The sequence below is a fragment of the Clostridium intestinale DSM 6191 genome (assembly GCF_900130055.1).
GTDB classification, from domain to species: Bacteria; Bacillota; Clostridia; order Clostridiales; family Clostridiaceae; genus Clostridium_T; species Clostridium_T intestinale.
Genome location: NZ_FQXU01000016.1, coordinates 21,771 through 38,350, shown reverse-complemented (window position 1 = coordinate 38,350; position 16,580 = coordinate 21,771). Strand labels below are relative to the sequence as shown.

Genomic DNA, 16,580 nt, shown 5'->3' with positions numbered 1-16,580 from the left:
CTAAAAAAAATATGATACTATAGTTAGGGAGGTGTAGATACATGCCAAGTATTATTCTTTTATTATTAAATGTCATAAATACTGAAGAAGAGGATTCTGTAAATTACAAGATAGCTCACTATCTATTAAATAATACAAGCAGCTTTAAGTCTTTTTCAACTAGTAGTATTGCAGAGGGATGCAATGTTTCAAAAGCGACAATAAGTAGGTTCTGTAAGAAAATTGGAGTAGATAGCTTTTATGAGTTGAAATATATGTTTCAAGACAGGAAATCCGATTTAGAAGAGAAGTATGGGCTTGTTGTAGGACATGAAAATAGCCATTCTTATTTTATAAATCAGGCTATAAGTTCAATGAAGTTATTAAATGAAAACCTAGATGGTTATCTTTTGAGTAACTTAATTGAGGATATTTTTAAATATAAAAAAGTTGCTATGTTTGGACATATGCAATCAGGTAGCATAGCAATATCAATGCAACATGAGTTATTTTCAAGTGGAAAAATGGTTGATACTCGTATCCCTTTTATGGCTCAAAAAAAATATATCGAAGAGGCAACAGAAGAAAACCTTATTATAGCTTTTTCTTCTTCAGGTACATATTTTTCACGAATATTTCAAAATGAAGAGTTTTTTAACAAAAGTAATGCACCTAAAATATATTTGATAACAACCTCAAGTATAAAGAAGCCTTCTTATATTGATCATGTTATTGCTCTACCAAACAATAATATGTTAGAATCTTCTCTAATACTTGAGTGTTATGCAAAACTTATTGCTCTAAAATATTATGAGCATGTAAATGGGAATTTAAATAATACATAAATAGTACTATAATATGGACGTTTATACATTGTAAATTTCTTTATCTGAAACTTGTTTCACAAAATGAAATAATATTGAAGTGAGACAAGATTTAATATATTGTAAAGGTATAGATCACTTAAGATTTAAGGAGGATTAGCAATGGATAAGAAGCCAGTTAAAATTGTTACAATCGGTGGAGGCAGCAGTTACACTCCAGAATTAATGGAGGGTTTTATAAAGAGATTTGATGAACTACCAATAAGAGAAATTTGGTTAGTTGACGTAGAAGCAGGAAAAGAAAAATTAGAAATCGTTGGTGCTATGGCTCAACGTATGTGGGATGCATCACCATATGATGTAAAAGTTCACTTAACTTTAGATAGAAGAGAAGCATTAAAAGATGCTGATTTCGTTACTACTCAATTCAGAGTTGGTTTATTAAACGCTCGTATAAAAGATGAAAGAATTCCTTTCTCTCATGGATTATTAGGACAAGAAACAAATGGAGCAGGTGGTATATTTAAAGCTCTAAGAACAATCCCTGTAATTTTAGATATAGTTGAAGATATGAAAGAACTTTGCCCTAATGCTTGGTTAGTTAACTTTACAAATCCAAGTGGAATGGTAACTGAAGCTGTAGTTAGATATGGTAAATGGGATAAGGTTATAGGACTTTGTAACGTACCAGTTGGAGCTATGATGAATGAACCAGGAATGATAGGTAAAACATTAGATGATTTAACTTACAAATTTGCAGGATTAAACCATTTCCATTGGCATAAAGTTTTCGATAACAATGGTAAAAATGTTACTGCAGAAATCATTGATAAAATGTACAGTGAAGATGCTGGAATTCCAAAGAATATCCATGCAGTTGCATTCATGAGAGAACAAATAGATCAAATGCAATTAATCCCTTGTGGATATCATAGATACTACTACTTACAAGAAGAAATGTTAGAACATGGTTTAGAAGAATACAATGGAGTTGGAACTAGAGCTCAACAAGTTAAAGTAACTGAAGGTGAGTTATTTGAACTTTATAAAGATCCTAACCTAAACTACAAACCAGAACAATTAACTAAACGTGGTGGTACTCACTATTCAGATGCTGCTTGTGAAACAATAGCTTCTATATATGGTGACAAAAAGCAACACATTGTTGTTTCTACTCAAAATAATGGATCTGTTCCAGATCTTCCAGCAGATTGTGTTGTAGAAGTTTCTGCTTATATTTCAGCAAGTGGAGCTTTACCAATAGCATTTGGACCATTAGCACCAGCAGAACGTGGATGGTTACAAGTTATGAAGAACATGGAACTTTGTGTATGTGAAGCTGCTGTTACTGGAGACTACGGTCTACTTATGCAAGCATTCTTCTTAAATCCACAAATACCAAGTGGAAAAACTGCTAAACGTGTAATGGACGAGCTTTTAATTGCTCACAAAAAACACTTACCTCAATTTGCTGCTAAGATAGCTGAATTAGAAGCAGCAGGAGTAACTGTTAAAGATGAAATAGCTGGAAGCATAGATTAATTAGTTTATTAATTAAAAAATATAAAGAAAGTAAGGTAGGTCAAAATGACTTACCTTATTTTTTTTCTTCAATTAGTCTTACAGACTCTCTCTGAATAAGTTTTGTTTCAATTCGAATTTTTCTAGAAAGAGACACTTCTAAGGACTTGTCCTTATTATGTATACGATGAATAAGTTCATCTACTGCTTCAAATGCAAAAGTACGTTTAGGTATACTTATAGTGGTAAGGGGTGGAGAAGTAACTTCACATATACTCCTGTCATTAAAGCCTATAATTGAAATATCTTCTGGAATTTTATAGCCATATTCAGTAAAGGCTCGAAGAGCGCCAACAGCAATAGTATCATCCTCACAAACAAAAGCTGAAGGAAGTTTAGTTGATTTATTTATTTCTAAGAACCCTTTAATGTCTTGATAGCTTCCTTCTTCTGTATGACGAACTTCTAATATATCAGAAGAGAAAAAGGCAAGATTAAAGTATTCTAAAGCGCTTTCATATCCTTTTTTACGTTCTTCAAAACTACTTATACGTATATTACTTTTAAGATAACCTATGCGGCAATGATTCATCTTTACCAAGTGTTCAATGGCTTGGAAGGTGCCCATAATATTGTTTATTGATACGGTGTTGCAGCTAAATCTAGAAAAATCATTATCAATAGCTACTATTGGAATTTGAAGGTTTTTAAAACCTTTCATATCTTCATCATTCATTTCTGTTGCAAATATAATAGCACCTTTAAGGTTAAGTTCAGATATGTGGTCGATTTGAGGTTTAAGAGAGCGTCTTTCATCTATAGTTGAAAGCAGTATATTATAGCCATAGCTTCTAGCATGAATCTCAATAAATTCCATTAGAACAAGAAAAAAAGGGCTAATATCTAAAATGGCACCATGTTTTTTATAAATAATAAATCCAATATTATTGTTTTGTACTTCGGTAGTTATTTTTTTTATTAGATATCCAAAACCCATTTCATTTAATTGTGTAAGAATTTTTGTTCTAGTAGAATCAGAAACTCCAGGTTTATTATTAAGAATTAATGATAATGAAGCTGGAGAAATTTTAAGCTTTTGAGCTATTTCTCTATTTGTCATAAGGTCTTCCTCCTTGAAGGTATAACAAACATAATTTTTCAGATTACGTTTTCAATTATTTATGTAAATTATACAAAATGTAGAAGTAAATATCAATGATTCAATAATTTGTTTAGCAAAGTTTACTAAATTTTTTGAATATTTAATATTTACAAGCTGAATGTTTAGTTATACAATCTAAACTATAAAAATGATACCGAATATTTAGAAATTAAGTAAAATAATTCAATGATGCTTTCCCTAAATTCTAACTTAATAGCTATAAAATAAAGACTGTAAATTTTTTATAATACTAGGAAAAATATATTGACTAAAAAGATTAAAGATAATATAATCTTTGTGAACAAAAATAAAAGAGGTGAACAAATGTAAAAGAGAAATCTAAAGGGGGGGGGAGAACATGTTAGGATTGAATTATAAATTAAACGAGTTAAGGGTTAAAAATAGTTCAGATGGATAAGTTATTTATGGACAAGTTCTAGGTTTAATATTGATTAGTAATAGGGTTTATCGATTTATAGTTTTTGTAAACGTTAGTATTAGGTTGGAGTAATTTGGAATAATAGAATCTTTGTTGTTAAAGCTAATTGGATATTAAATTATTAGAATAATAGTATGAAAAATATTAGGAGGTTTCTATGGTAAAGTTTGTTTATATTGCATTTTTGTTCATGATTTTACAAGGTGGTTTAACGTGGCTTCAGGTTGTTAACTATAAAAAAACAGTAAAGAGCTTAAAGAATAAGGGTATTATAGGCATTGGAGTGCAAAAAGGAAAACTTAAAGCTGGTAGAATTATTATACTTGTTAGTAATGAGGTTGGTGATATTATTACTGGGAAGGAAATGCATGGTATGACTATTTTTGCTAGGTTTAAGGAACTTAGAGGAATTCAAGGTAAGGATATATTTACCTTAAGAAAAGAAATCGCTGAGAAGGACGGAAAAAATATTGCTTTAATAAGTGCCGTTGACAGTATAGAAAATTCTTTAAGTAAGATAAAATTATCAATCAATTAATATCAAAAAATTATATTGAAAGGAGAATTTTTATGTTGGATGTTTTGTCTAATTTAGCACAAGGTTTTATAGGTCTATTTAATAAGGGAGGAGAAAACTTTTTAGGTTTAGTAACTGGAATTCTACCAACTCTTATAGTACTTATGACTGGAGTTAATGCAATTATAAAAATAATAGGTGAAGAGAGAGTAAATAGTTTTGCTAAACTATGTACAAAAAATGTAATTACAAGATATACAATTTTTCCTATTTTAGCTGTGTTCTTTTTAACTAATCCAATGTGCTACACTTTTGGCAGATTTGTAGATGAAAAGTATAAACCAGCATTTTATGACGCTACCGTTTCATTTGTACATCCTGTTGTTGGCTTATTTCCTCATGCAAATGCTTCAGAATTATTTGTTTATATGGGAATAGCTCAAGGGTTAACAACTTTAGGATTACCGCTTCCTCAATTAGCAGTTAGATACTTTTTAGTTGGTATAATAGTTATATTTATTAGAGGAATTTTAACTGAAAAAATTACTAATATCATGATGAAGAGAGAGTCTTCAAATAAAATTGCCATTACAGAAAACGTTTAGTATATAAGAAGGGGGGAAAGGTTATGTATAAAGCTGTAAAGATAACAAAAGGAACAAGTGGATGGGGTGGCCCATTAATTATAGAGCCTACTGAAAAAAGAAATAAAATTGTAAGTGTGACAGGACAAAGTATTCACCCTATTGCTTATAAAATAGCTGAATTAACTAATGGGGAAGTAGTAAATGGATTTTTAACAGGAGTTCCTGATGATCAAATAGCTGTAGTTGTTGTTGACTGTGGAGGTACGGCAAGATGTGGAGTGTATCCTAAAAAAGGAGTATACACTGTAAATGTTATGGCTGTTGGGCAAGCAGGCCCCTTAGCAAAATATATTAAAGAAGACATTTATGTATCTGACGTTAAAGAAAACTGTATTCAATTATATAATGGAACTGTAGAAGAAAAGCCAACTGAAACATCACTTCCAGAATCAAGTGAAGATAGAAAGAAGTATTATCAAGAGGTAAAAGCTAGTGCAGCTAAATATCAAAAGGAAAACTTCTTTGTTAGACTTGGTAAAGGTGTTGGTGAGGTTGTAGGAAAATTCTATCAGGCAGGTAGAGAATCTATTGATTCAGTTATTAAGAATGTACTGCCATTTATGGCTTTTGTTAGTTTAATAATTGGTATTATATTAAAATCTGGTATTGGTGATATTATTGCAAATACTATATCACCTTATGTGGGTTCGTTGCCAGGTTTACTAATACTTTCATTAGTATGTTCAATTCCAATATTATCACCTTTGTTAGGACCAGGAGCAGTTATTGCACAAGTAGTAGGTGTGTTAATTGGGGTACAAATAGGACAAGGAAGCATACCACCACAATATGCACTACCAGCATTATTTGCAATAAATCCGCAAGTTGGATGTGACTTTATACCAGTAGGGCTTAGTTTAGCAGAAGCAAGCCCAGAAACTATTGAAGTTGGTGTTCCTGCTATATTATTTTCAAGAATAGTTACAGGGCCGTTATCTGTTGTTATAGCATACTTCATTGGAATTGGTTTATATTAAATATATAAAGATTAATAACTATGCAAATTGAAAGATGGGGGAGATACTATGAAATACCGTTCTAAAATTACAGGGATTGGAGAATTGGCTTTTGAGTTATTGGAGGAAAATGATAGTCTAATTATATTTAATGATAATGCACCAGAAGAATTAGCTGAGATATCATTTTTGCATACTATTAGTGAATTTCAAGAAGAAATAGCGGTTGGAGACAGTATTTTGTTAGGAGATCAAGTATATACTGTTACTGCTGTAGGTTATGAAGCGCTTCATACATTAAGGGAATTAGGCCACTGTACCTTTAGATTTTCTGGCAAAGATCAGGTTGACTTACCAGGGCAAATTGAGTTAGAAGGACCAGGTAGACCTAATATGAAGATAGGGGATATGATAGTAATTAACTAAGTTTAAATAAAATTAATCTTATCAGAGTCATATGTATATAGATATGACTTTGGTAAGATTTTTTTATGATCGAATCTATATGAACAAAAAGAAAGGCGTTGAACATTGGTCAGAGTTAATGTATTATAAACTTAGTGTAATATATTTCAAAATATTTTGGAGGAGACAAAAATAATGAAAAAGTTTGTTGGTGAAGCAAATTTAATGATCAAGTGTTGTAAGTTATATTATGAAGAAAACCTTACTCAAAATGAAATAGCCACTATACTTGGAGTTTCAAGACCTACTATATCTAGGCTTTTAGATGAAGGAAGAAAATCAGGTGTTGTAAAGATAGAAATAGTAAATCCTATTGAAAATAATTATGGGATTTTAGAAAGAAATATTGAGAAAAAGTATAGTTTAAGAGAAGTTATAATAGTTGATGATGATAAAGATGATGATGCTCAAAAGAAAAATCTTGCAAAAGCATGTGCAGAATATTTGAAAAGAATAGTGAAGATGGATGACAACATAGGAGTGTCTATGGGAACGACAATAAAAAATATTGGAAAGTACATAGAGCCAAATAGTAAGTTAAATTTAACCTTAATACCACTTATAGGGGGAGTAGGTCAAACTCAGATTGAAATTCACCCAAACCATGTGGTTATGGATTTAGCGAGAGCTTTTAGAGGGGATTTTAAACTTTTGCATGCACCAGCTGTTGTATCTAACGGAGAAATAAGAAATACTTTTTTGAAGGAAGAAAGTTTAGAGAATATACTAGAAATGGGTAAAAAAGTTGATATAGCTATTGTTGGTATTGGTTCACCGATAACGGATAAATCTACAATGATGAGCAGTGGATATTTTGATGTTGATGATTTAAAAGTATTCAAAAAGCAGGGCGCTGCTGGTGATATATGTCTTCAGTTTTATGATATTAATGGACAGTCTGATGAATTCGAGTTTAATAACAGAGTTATAGGAGTGGAACTAGATAATATAAAAAAAATACCAACTGTTATTGGAGTTGCTGGGGGAGAAGAGAAAATAGAAGCAATTGTAGGGGCTTTAAATGGAAAGTTTATAAATGTTCTTGTAACTAATTATAGTAATGCGAAAGCTATTTACGACCAGTTTTAATTTTAAAAAATCTTATTGAATTTATGTTTGTACAAATATAAATTCGATAAGATTTTTTTATTTATTTAAAATAGGTTGACTTATAAAAGAAAAGGCAATATAATCTTTGTGAACAAAAATAAAAGAACTGAACATATGTAAAAGTAAAAATAGGAGGGAAAGATATGTTAGGATTAAATTACAAACTTGAGGAATTAGAAAAAAAAGGTGAATTCATTTGTACGGGGGTAATAGGTACTGGTCAAATGGGAAGAGGTATGGTTAGTCAAATGATTCTTATGAAAGGAATGAAGCCTTCAATAGTAGTTGATATTAACATAGAAAATGCTAAAAAGGCTCTTCTTTATGCTGGAATAGAAGAAAAGGACATACTACAAGCTGAAACACAAGAAGCAGCAGATGCCTGGGCAAAAGAAGGAAAATATGTTATTGCTAGTAGTATTGATTTTGTTACTAAGTCAAAAGCTGTACAAGTTGTTATAGATGCTACTGGGGTAACAGAAGTAGGAGCTAAGATTGCTTTAGATACAATAACAAATAAAAAACACATTGTTATGCTTAATGCAGAAGCTGACTGCGTAATAGGACCAATACTTAAAAAATTAGCTGATAATGCTGGAGTAGTATACACTGGTGCAGCTGGAGATGAACCAGGTGCTGTTAAGGAATTATATGATTTTGCTGTAGCCATGGGATTTGAAGTAAGAGTTGTAGGAAAGGGTAAAAACAACAAGGTTGATTTAGACTGTAATCCAGATACAGTAAGAGAAGAAGCTACAAGAAGAGGGGTTAGTCCTCACATGTTAGCAGCCTTCAAAGAAGGAAGTAAAACTATGGTTGAAATGGCTCTTATGTCTAACTCAACAGGATTTATCCCTGATGTTAGAGGAGCACATGGGATTTCAGGACAAGTATCTGAACTTCCAGCTAAGTTCTCATTAAAAGAAGAAGGTGGAATACTAGATAAATACGGAGTTGTTGATTATGTTGATGGTATAGCTCCAGGAGTATTTGTAATAGTAAGCAGTCCATTACCAGAAGTTAATCATGAGATGCAATACTTAAGTATGGGACCTGGTCCAAACTATGTATTATATAGACCATATCACTTATGTAGTTTAGAAACACCTTTATCAGCGGCTATGGCAGTATTAGACCATAAAGCAACAATTGCACCAATAAAAGGGTTAGTTTCAGAAGTAGTAACAGTTGCAAAGAAGGATCTTAAAGCTGGACAAAACTTAGATGGAATAGGTGGATATACAGTTTACGGTACACTTGAAAGAGCAGAAGTTGCTAAGGATTTAAATCTACTTCCAGTAGGCTTGGTAAGTAGAGATACTGTATTGAAAAAAGATGTTAAAAAAGGTGATTTAATCACTTATGATATGGTTGAATTAAATGAAGATTCACTACTACTTCAATTAAGAAAGCTTCAAGACAAGATGTTTAATTAGGTAAATAGAAATTATCTTTCATTTTTAGAAAACAACAAGTCCTTTTATGCTTTATAATTATAATATAATGTACTTAAAAATTCTTATAATTATGAGGTGGGTTTATGACAGATAGAAAGATGATATTTATAGATGTTGATGGAACTTTGTGTAATGATGAAGGTTTAGTACCTGAATCTGCGGCTGTAGCTATAAAAGAAGCAAGAAAAAATGGACATGTAGTTTATCTATGTACAGGACGTTCAAAAGCAGAAATTTATGACTTTATAATTGAAATAGGCTTTGATGGAATAATCGGAGCTGGTGGTGGTTTTGTAGAGATTGGTGAAGAAATGCTTTATCATAAAAAAGTTAGTGAAGAGAATGTTAAGCACTTAGTTGACTTTTTTACAGAACATAAAGTGGATTTTTATATTGAATCTAATGGTGGATTATATGCAAGTGAAAATTTAATTCCAGAGTTAGAAAGACTTATTTATGGAGATATAGAAAGTGACACAACTGCGAAACATAAAAAAGAAAATAATCCAAATCATTTTATTGAAGCATTAATTAGTGGACAAGATTTATATAGGAATGATGTTAATAAAGCTTGTTTCTTAGAACCTAAAGGGATTACTTTTGAACAGATTAGAGATGAATTTAAAAATGAGTTTGAAGTTATTCATTGTACAGTTCCAATTTTTGGAGATGATAGTGGAGAGCTTGGAGTTCCAGAGGTGCATAAGGCAACCGCCATCGAAACTCTTTTAGAGCATTTAAATATTGATGTTAAAGATACCATAGCTTTTGGGGATGGAATGAATGATGTAGAAATGTTTGAGTTTTGTAATTTAGGGATTGCAATGGGAAATGCAAAACCAGGTTTAAAAGAAATTGCTGATGAAATTACAGATACTCACGATGAAGGTGGTATTTATAATAGTTTCAAAAAACTTGGATTAATTTAGTAGACTTTTAGATATAAAGTTATTAAATATTTATTTATAGAGTTGTAAAATGTAAAGAGTAGTAATGGAATTTATTTAGTCCAGTGCTACTCTTTTTAATATATTTAAGTTTAATGTTTTTTTGTTAGCTTTGGCAATCATGATTGTGGCATAATTCAGAAGAATCAATTAGAGATCCATGGAGCCACTTTTGAGCAACGTCTTGTACATTTCCAGAGCAACCACGTAAAACTTCTATTCCTGCATTGTTTAAAGTTTTTAATGCGCCTTCACCCATGTTACCAGCAAGTAGAACTTCAACACCCATATCAGAAAGTGTTGTAGAAATGTTTGATTTACAACCACAACCTTTAGGAGACTGTAGAATCTCAGAAGAGAGTATTTCTTTAGTTTCATTATTGATAGTAAAGATAGTGTAATACTCACAGTGACCAAAATGGTCATCGATAGAGTTATTACGAGATGGTAATGCTATTTTCATAAAATATACCTCCATAAAATTTTAATAAAATACACAAAACAAAAAAAGTTATTGTCATATGCCATTAATAATTATATTAAACTTGTTAGTGGCATATGTCAATAATGATTTGAAAATAAGGTAAAATATGAAAAATATTTATTTGTATTTGATGTGGATAAGTAATTAAATCACAGAAATAAATGTTTATATTTTATAAAATATAAGAAAATGTAATAAGTGGGGGTAATAAATGAAAGGCATCTTTAACTGGTGGAAAAAATATTCGTTTATAGTGTTGATAGTATTTTTTATAGTAGGTTTAGTGGATTTAAGGTTTGCTGTTATAGCAGCTATTTGCATGATTGCACCTGGGATTGTTTCTGTATTTAGAGGGAGATATTGGTGTGGTAATTTGTGCCCAAGGGGGAATTTTTATGATAATGTAGTTTCAAAATTTAGTAATAAGAAAAAGGCACCTAAATTTTTAAAGTCTTATTACTTTAGAGCTTTAGTCTTTATAATTATGATGACTATGTTTACTCTAGGGATTAAAAAAAGTTGGGGTAATTTATATGGGATTGGAATGGTGTTTTATAGGATTATTTTTATAACAACAATAATAGGAATAGTATTGTCTTTAAGATATAATCATAGAACTTGGTGTAATTTCTGTCCTATGGGAACTTTGGCCTCGATTATATCTAAATTTAGAAAAAGCAAAAATGTATTACAGGTATCAGCTTCTTGTGTATCTTGTAAGTTATGTGAGAAGAAGTGTCCGTTAGGATTGGTTCCCTATGATTATAAAGATGATATGCTAAGTCATCCAGATTGTATACAGTGTGGTCAGTGTGTTAACGTATGTCCTAAAAAAGCAATAGGATATAATAAAATTACTATAAAATAGTTTATATATTTGAAGATTTATATGTAGTTATATATAATTAAGTTAACAAACATCTAGTATCTTGAGGGGGTAAATGATGGTTAGACCAACAAAGCATAGAGCTGTAGAGTTTTTTCCAGAAGATGATTACTTTGCACCATGTAAAAAAATGAAGTGTAGAGCTAAATCAGAAGTTGAGGAAATTATTTTAAAAATAGAAGAACTTGAAGCAATGAGATTAAAGGATATTGAGAATTTAAGTCAAGAAGAATGTGCTGAAAAAATGCAGATATCTAGACCCACCTTTCAAAATATTATAAATAATGCAAGAAAGAAGGTGGCTATGGCTTTAATAGAAGGTAAGGCAATAAAAATAAGTGGAGGAAACTATATTAGAAAGGCTTGCAAGTATAAGTGTTTTGATTGTGGGAATAATTATGAGATCAATTGTAGTGAAGATAAGTTTAATTGTCCTAACTGTAAGTCAGAAAAAGTTTCATGTATAAAAAAGATGGATACTTGCAAAAAATGCTGTGAAGAAACTATTTAAGGTCTATCAAACTTAATAGAAAGAGTAGTAATAGAATTTAAGCCTATTACTACTCTTTATTTAAATGATATTATTCTGGATAGTTTAAGTTCTTGTCACTAATATTTAAAAGAACTTCATTAAGGAACTTCTTTCCTAAATATTTAGCCATAGGTAGATTCATATCTAGGTAGTTTCCACAATCTCTAGCAGATGCTCCAGGAATTTCGCCCTCAAAATCTGCAATAAATTTATATAAACCAGTTAATAAATCAACTATGTCTTTTGAAGCATAATCTCCATTTAGTAGTAGATAAAAACCTGTTCTACAGCCCATAGGACCAAAATAAACAATTTTTGATCCAAAATCAGCATGATTTCTTAAATATGTGGCACCTAAATGTTCGATAGCATGCATTTCAGCTGTATTCATAACTGGTTCAAAATTAGGTCTTGTCATTCTGATATCAAAAGTAGTTATAACACTTCCACCTACATTGTCTTTTCTTGAAACATATACTCCAGGATGTAATTCTAAATGATTAATTGTAAAACTTGCGATTTTTTCCATTATATTGCCTCCTCTGCTTTAAAAACAGCTTAACTTTAATATTATAATATATTATAACATTATTAATTTCATTGTGAATGATATTAAGAATTAATGAAATTTAATTTTCTGGTCTTTTTAGATTTGTTGGAGCAATATGTTTTCCAAAATCTTTAATTTTTACATCAAATTTAATATTAACCTCGGCATCAGTGTATTTATCCATCCAATTATAGTTTTCTAAGTCATCATATAATCTAAATTCTTTTCGTACCACGATTGACCAATTAAAGGGCTCTCCATGGAATTCTTCCTGAGTTTTTTTTACTAGCTTCGTAGCTTTATCCTCTAAGTATTCTTTTATTGATTGTTCCAATATTCTCTGATTTTCTTGATTTTCAACATAATCAATAAGACTTGGAATAGCGGTAATACTGAGTTTTAATGGAACTGTGACATTAATAACAGGATGTTCATTAGTTACATCAATTTTGATTTTATTTTTTCCTCTAAACATCATAGTAGTTACTCTTTCTTCTTCTTTCATTGGGTCAGGAAAACTAATAATTAAATGATTTGTTATAATCTTTGGTCTTAAGATTAATGCAAGTCTAGTTTCGTCTCCAGTTAGTGTTCCAATCATTTTTCCTTTTCTAAAGACAGCTGAGCCCATCATTTGAGTAGGATTGGGTTCTTGTTCAGGTATCTCTCCAGCTATGTAATCTGTTTCATTTTCAGCAAATTTTTTTTCATTTTCTTTATTAGTAGTGGCATAAGTTCCAAGAAATAAACCTAAGTCATCTGAAGTACGTTGCGAAAGTCTGTGAAGATCAGATAAGGGTACATATCCAGAATCTTTCCAGCGACTTGAAACAAAATCATAATATTTAGCAACCCTAGTATCGAATTGAGGATCGTTTTTTCTTATAAATTCAGAGGCTTTTTCCTTGCAGATTATAAAATCAAAGTCACGCCTAATATCTCGATCTCTTTGAGCTGCTTCTATTAAAGTAAATAGTTTATCTGTTTTTGCAAATTCTTCACTGACTACTACTGCTTTAACATGAGCAAATGTTAATCGTCTTGCGATAGACATACTTGAAATCTCTCTTGCGGTAATTAAGTCTTTTGATAACAAAGTAATAATATTAGTAGCTGGTTCATCAACTTTAACTTTGGCTGATGTTCCAACTTGGGGGTTAGTGACTTGGAAGGTTACACTTATATTATTAAAACCGGCATCATCTATACCTATTACTGCAACATAACCAATATCCTCTATTTCTGCTTTATCCCAGCAGCCTGAAAGCAATGATGTTAAAATTAGTATCGATACAACTTTAATAGTCTTCATCTTTTGTATTCTCCTTTTAGTTTAGCTATTACATATAATAAAATAGGGAGTCCTACTACATAAATCCAAAATATAACAATAGTAAATTCTCTATAGTCTAAAACATATTTAGTAAAATTATCAGGAACTATCGACATTAAAAAAGTTAAAATTCCTATTAGAACTATAACTAATTTTTGATTTTTACACTTTATAATATTAGATAATATAGTAGACGCGGTACTAAAATACAAGGAAAATCTAATAGAAGTTCCTAAAACCCAAAATCCAAGAAAAATAGCCTCCATATTAGTAGCAAATCTCCCTACGTTTACTAAACGTGTTAACTGATGATATGGATAATTTAAAACAGATAGGGTTGGATATCCATAAACACTAATATAAATTATCATAAAAATAGATAGCTGTAGAGCTGCTATAAGAAACCCTAATAAAGTTGCATTTCTATAATCTTTAAAAGATCTCACTAGTGGGAAAAAAACTGCTAAAATAATAAATTCTCCTAAGATTGTGGAGTGAGTAGTACCTTCCTTTAATAAAGTAAAAACACCAGGACCTCCTAAAGGGAAAAGATAACTAAAGTTGAATTCTTTCCATAACATAATTACTAGAATTAGTAGTATGCCTTGTAGTGAAAAGTAAATTATCCAGCTTAAACTACCTATTACACTAAAGCCCTTATTAGCGATATAGCAACTACTTACAATCAATAAGAGCGTTATAACGTAAATAGGTGTTTTTATATAGAACAAGGTATTTAAAATATCACTATAACTTCTTATAGTAATTATCACATATTGTAAAGTAAGTATTAATAATAAAAACACAAGAATAAATCCAATAACTTTTCCAGCTAATAAATATATTATGTCTATTATATTTTTATCTGAATAAAGCTTTAATAATGATAATAGGCATAAAATTGGAATTATTATTACTAAGCCTGAGATGATAGGAAGCATCCATGAAGAATTTAATCCTAATTTAGTTAATAAAACTGGTGTACTGTCAGTAACTTTCATACCTAAACAAATTATTATTAGAGTGATAAGTTCTCTAAAACCAATTTTACCATCATATTTTTTTATCATGTCCATCACTCCATTCTTTTACCTTTTCTTCTTACAGAATTAATATTAGAAATATTAGAAGGTCTTAACACTTGCTTCCATAAAGGTGCTCTTGTTAAAAAATCATGAGAAGAAGGGTAGTGAGGAGCGTAAGGAGACATAAATGGAACACCAAAAGATGTAATGTTAATCATATAAGCCAAGGAAACTGTTAATAGAAGTGATATTCCTAGGAATCCCATAAATGCGCCAGCAAGTAAAAATAGAAACCTTGATATTCTTATAGCATAACTAAGACTTATATCTGGTAATGCGAAAGAAGAAAGTCCTGTAATTGATACTATTATTACTAAAATAGGACTAATTATATTTGCTTCTACTGCTGCCTGCCCTAAAATTAATGCGCCTACAATACCTATAGTAGGGCCTATTGTAGTAGGAATTCTTACTCCTGCTTCACGTATTAGTTCAAAAGCAACCTCCATTAAAATCACTTCAACAATTATTGGGAAAGGGAGTACTTCTCTAGCGGCAGCAATGGATACAGCTAAATCGCTTGGGATCATTTCAGCGTGAAAGTTACTCATTGCAATATACAATCCTGGAACTAACAAGGATATAAGAACTGCAAATAGTCTAATTATTCTTATGAAATTTCCATAAGCCCATCGTTCATATTGATCCTCGGCAGTATGAAAAAATGCCCAAAATGTTACTGGTGCTATTAAACAAGCGGGAGATCCATCAATAAGCAGTACTATGTGGCCTTCATTTAAAAAAGATGATGCTCTATCAGGGCGTTCTGTATATAAGATTGTAGGAATAAGTGAATAGCTTCTTTCTTCAATAAATTGTTCTAGCATGGAAACATTTGATATAGAGTCTGATTTTATATTATTGATTCTATTTCCTATATTTTCTATCAATTCTGGGTCTGCAATTCCCTCAATATACATCATATAAACATCATTTTTAGATTTTTCACCCACTTCAATACTTTCAGTAACTAAGTTCGCATATTTTATGTGTTTACGTATAAGAGATCTGTTAACATTAGCAGATTCAACAAAGGCTTCTTTGGGTCCTTTTATGGTATTTTCATTTGCTGGTTTTTCAATGGAACGATGTTCAAATTCAGTAGTAGAAATAGAAATAGCTTCCTTGGAGTTTTCTATAAGCAACAACGTATTTCCTTTAGTAATTGAAGTTGTAATTTCAGCTAAGTTTGATATTTTATGAGCTTCTTTAGTAGTAAGAATTTTATTTATTATATCTTCGGTAATGGGGTTAGGTGTTTGTTTAATTCCTTCTTTAGTTAAGGGCTGAATAACATCAGCTACTATTGTGTTTATGCATGCAGAACCAGTTAAATAAATTATAATACCGTCTACATTTAAAGCCTTTATATGCAAGGGTCTTATGACAAAGTCTTTATTTTTAGGATAAAAGAATATATTTTTCAAATTATTAAGATCCAGTTCAAGATTACCTGTAAGTATTTTATAGTTATCTTCATCTTTATTTATTTTAATCACCTCATTTATGTTTTATCATGAGTGTATTTTGCCTTTGGTGGAATTTTTTATTCTATTAATATAAGTTAGATTCCTATAACCAACAACTTTTTGACAGAGGATAAGTGTTATGTTAGAATTATAATGAAATAAATATGGAATTATCGGTTGAGCAGGAAACTGTTTTCAAGTCGTCTGGGCTACTCAG

At 30.7% G+C, this 16,580-nt stretch carries 17 protein-coding genes; 11 read left to right on the top strand and 6 right to left on the bottom strand.

From position 1 onward, the window contains the following. Nucleotides 1–41: 41 nt before the first annotated feature. A complete protein-coding gene (locus BUA92_RS19590; RefSeq protein ID WP_073022355.1) occupies nt 42–824 on the top strand; it encodes a MurR/RpiR family transcriptional regulator in 783 nt (260 codons plus the stop codon). Nucleotides 825–965: 141 nt separating this feature from the next. Continuing rightward, the gene (locus BUA92_RS19585; RefSeq protein WP_073022354.1) at nt 966–2,345 is read left to right on the top strand and encodes a 6-phospho-beta-glucosidase; all 1,380 of its coding nucleotides are present in this window, start codon (nt 966–968) and stop codon (nt 2,343–2,345) included. A 55-nt stretch (nt 2,346–2,400) separates the two neighbouring features. Here BUA92_RS19585 and BUA92_RS19580 read toward each other — a convergent pair whose 3' ends face one another. Beyond that, on the bottom strand, nt 2,401–3,444 hold the full coding sequence (locus tag BUA92_RS19580; protein WP_073022353.1) for a LacI family DNA-binding transcriptional regulator: 1,044 nt from the start codon (nt 3,442–3,444) through the stop codon (nt 2,401–2,403). Between the two features lie 638 nt (nt 3,445–4,082). On the opposite strand from BUA92_RS19580, the gene BUA92_RS19575 reads away from it, so the two are divergent. The 7 genes from BUA92_RS19575 to BUA92_RS19545 all read left to right on the top strand — a co-directional run bounded on the left by BUA92_RS19575 (nt 4,083) and on the right by BUA92_RS19545 (nt 10,006). Beyond that, nucleotides 4,083–4,463 (top strand): transcriptional regulator GutM, encoded by a 381-nt coding sequence (locus tag BUA92_RS19575; RefSeq protein ID WP_073022352.1) that lies wholly within the window; start codon nt 4,083–4,085, stop codon nt 4,461–4,463. Between the two features lie 35 nt (nt 4,464–4,498). Further along, a complete protein-coding gene (gene srlA / locus BUA92_RS19570) occupies nt 4,499–5,047 on the top strand; it encodes a PTS glucitol/sorbitol transporter subunit IIC (protein WP_073022401.1) in 549 nt (182 codons plus the stop codon). Nucleotides 5,048–5,070: 23 nt separating this feature from the next. Continuing rightward, a complete protein-coding gene (gene srlE / locus BUA92_RS19565) occupies nt 5,071–6,066 on the top strand; it encodes a PTS glucitol/sorbitol transporter subunit IIB (RefSeq protein ID WP_073022351.1) in 996 nt (331 codons plus the stop codon). 48 nt (nt 6,067–6,114) lie between these two features. Further along, complete coding sequence (locus BUA92_RS19560) at nt 6,115–6,471, top strand: PTS glucitol/sorbitol transporter subunit IIA (RefSeq protein WP_073022350.1); 357 nt, start codon at nt 6,115–6,117, stop codon at nt 6,469–6,471. A gap of 174 nt (nt 6,472–6,645) precedes the next feature. Continuing rightward, complete coding sequence (locus BUA92_RS19555; RefSeq protein WP_073022349.1) at nt 6,646–7,599, top strand: sugar-binding transcriptional regulator; 954 nt, start codon at nt 6,646–6,648, stop codon at nt 7,597–7,599. 164 nt (nt 7,600–7,763) lie between these two features. After that, nucleotides 7,764–9,056 (top strand): NAD(P)H-dependent oxidoreductase, encoded by a 1,293-nt coding sequence (locus BUA92_RS19550; RefSeq protein ID WP_073022348.1) that lies wholly within the window; start codon nt 7,764–7,766, stop codon nt 9,054–9,056. Nucleotides 9,057–9,160: 104 nt separating this feature from the next. Continuing rightward, nucleotides 9,161–10,006 (top strand): Cof-type HAD-IIB family hydrolase, encoded by an 846-nt coding sequence (locus BUA92_RS19545; RefSeq protein WP_073022347.1) that lies wholly within the window; start codon nt 9,161–9,163, stop codon nt 10,004–10,006. Between the two features lie 124 nt (nt 10,007–10,130). Here BUA92_RS19545 and BUA92_RS19540 read toward each other — a convergent pair whose 3' ends face one another. Next, nucleotides 10,131–10,487: a NifB/NifX family molybdenum-iron cluster-binding protein gene (locus tag BUA92_RS19540; protein ID WP_021803303.1), complete on the bottom strand. Its 357-nt coding sequence runs from the start codon at nt 10,485–10,487 to the stop codon at nt 10,131–10,133. Between the two features lie 232 nt (nt 10,488–10,719). On the opposite strand from BUA92_RS19540, the gene BUA92_RS19535 reads away from it, so the two are divergent. Further along, on the top strand, nt 10,720–11,376 hold the full coding sequence (locus BUA92_RS19535) for a 4Fe-4S binding protein (protein ID WP_073022346.1): 657 nt from the start codon (nt 10,720–10,722) through the stop codon (nt 11,374–11,376). Between the two features lie 76 nt (nt 11,377–11,452). Beyond that, entirely contained in the window at nt 11,453–11,905 is a 453-nt protein-coding gene (locus BUA92_RS19530) for a DUF134 domain-containing protein (protein WP_073022345.1), read from the top strand. A gap of 70 nt (nt 11,906–11,975) precedes the next feature. On the opposite strand, the gene BUA92_RS19525 is transcribed toward BUA92_RS19530, so the two are convergent. The 4 genes from BUA92_RS19525 to BUA92_RS19510 all read right to left on the bottom strand — a co-directional run bounded on the left by BUA92_RS19525 (nt 11,976) and on the right by BUA92_RS19510 (nt 16,393). After that, nucleotides 11,976–12,455 (bottom strand): S-ribosylhomocysteine lyase, encoded by a 480-nt coding sequence (locus BUA92_RS19525; protein WP_021803300.1) that lies wholly within the window; start codon nt 12,453–12,455, stop codon nt 11,976–11,978. Nucleotides 12,456–12,555: 100 nt separating this feature from the next. Beyond that, complete coding sequence (locus tag BUA92_RS19520; protein ID WP_073022344.1) at nt 12,556–13,788, bottom strand: Ger(x)C family spore germination protein; 1,233 nt, start codon at nt 13,786–13,788, stop codon at nt 12,556–12,558. Next, the gene (locus BUA92_RS19515; protein ID WP_073022343.1) at nt 13,785–14,879 is read right to left on the bottom strand and encodes a GerAB/ArcD/ProY family transporter; all 1,095 of its coding nucleotides are present in this window, start codon (nt 14,877–14,879) and stop codon (nt 13,785–13,787) included. The genes BUA92_RS19520 and BUA92_RS19515 overlap by 4 nt, the downstream gene beginning before the upstream one ends. 5 nt (nt 14,880–14,884) lie before the next feature. Then, nucleotides 14,885–16,393: a spore germination protein gene (locus tag BUA92_RS19510; RefSeq protein ID WP_207650365.1), complete on the bottom strand. Its 1,509-nt coding sequence runs from the start codon at nt 16,391–16,393 to the stop codon at nt 14,885–14,887. Between the last annotated feature and the right edge of the window lie 187 nt (nt 16,394–16,580).

Bases quoted from the DNA above. Each gene is read 5' to 3' on its own strand.
- BUA92_RS19590 (WP_073022355.1), top strand. From the start codon at position 42: ATGCCAAGTATTATTCTTTTATTATTAAATGTCATAAATACTGAAGAA.
- BUA92_RS19585 (WP_073022354.1), top strand. From the start codon at position 966: ATGGATAAGAAGCCAGTTAAAATTGTTACAATCGGTGGAGGCAGCAGT.
- BUA92_RS19580 (WP_073022353.1), bottom strand. From the start codon at position 3,444: ATGACAAATAGAGAAATAGCTCAAAAGCTTAAAATTTCTCCAGCTTCA.
- BUA92_RS19575 (WP_073022352.1), top strand. From the start codon at position 4,083: ATGGTAAAGTTTGTTTATATTGCATTTTTGTTCATGATTTTACAAGGT.
- srlE (WP_073022351.1), top strand. From the start codon at position 5,071: ATGTATAAAGCTGTAAAGATAACAAAAGGAACAAGTGGATGGGGTGGC.
- BUA92_RS19560 (WP_073022350.1), top strand. From the start codon at position 6,115: ATGAAATACCGTTCTAAAATTACAGGGATTGGAGAATTGGCTTTTGAG.
- BUA92_RS19555 (WP_073022349.1), top strand. From the start codon at position 6,646: ATGAAAAAGTTTGTTGGTGAAGCAAATTTAATGATCAAGTGTTGTAAG.
- BUA92_RS19550 (WP_073022348.1), top strand. From the start codon at position 7,764: ATGTTAGGATTAAATTACAAACTTGAGGAATTAGAAAAAAAAGGTGAA.
- BUA92_RS19545 (WP_073022347.1), top strand. From the start codon at position 9,161: ATGACAGATAGAAAGATGATATTTATAGATGTTGATGGAACTTTGTGT.
- BUA92_RS19540 (WP_021803303.1), bottom strand. From the start codon at position 10,487: ATGAAAATAGCATTACCATCTCGTAATAACTCTATCGATGACCATTTT.
- BUA92_RS19535 (WP_073022346.1), top strand. From the start codon at position 10,720: ATGAAAGGCATCTTTAACTGGTGGAAAAAATATTCGTTTATAGTGTTG.
- BUA92_RS19530 (WP_073022345.1), top strand. From the start codon at position 11,453: ATGGTTAGACCAACAAAGCATAGAGCTGTAGAGTTTTTTCCAGAAGAT.
- BUA92_RS19525 (WP_021803300.1), bottom strand. From the start codon at position 12,455: ATGGAAAAAATCGCAAGTTTTACAATTAATCATTTAGAATTACATCCT.
- BUA92_RS19520 (WP_073022344.1), bottom strand. From the start codon at position 13,788: ATGAAGACTATTAAAGTTGTATCGATACTAATTTTAACATCATTGCTT.
- BUA92_RS19515 (WP_073022343.1), bottom strand. From the start codon at position 14,879: ATGATAAAAAAATATGATGGTAAAATTGGTTTTAGAGAACTTATCACT.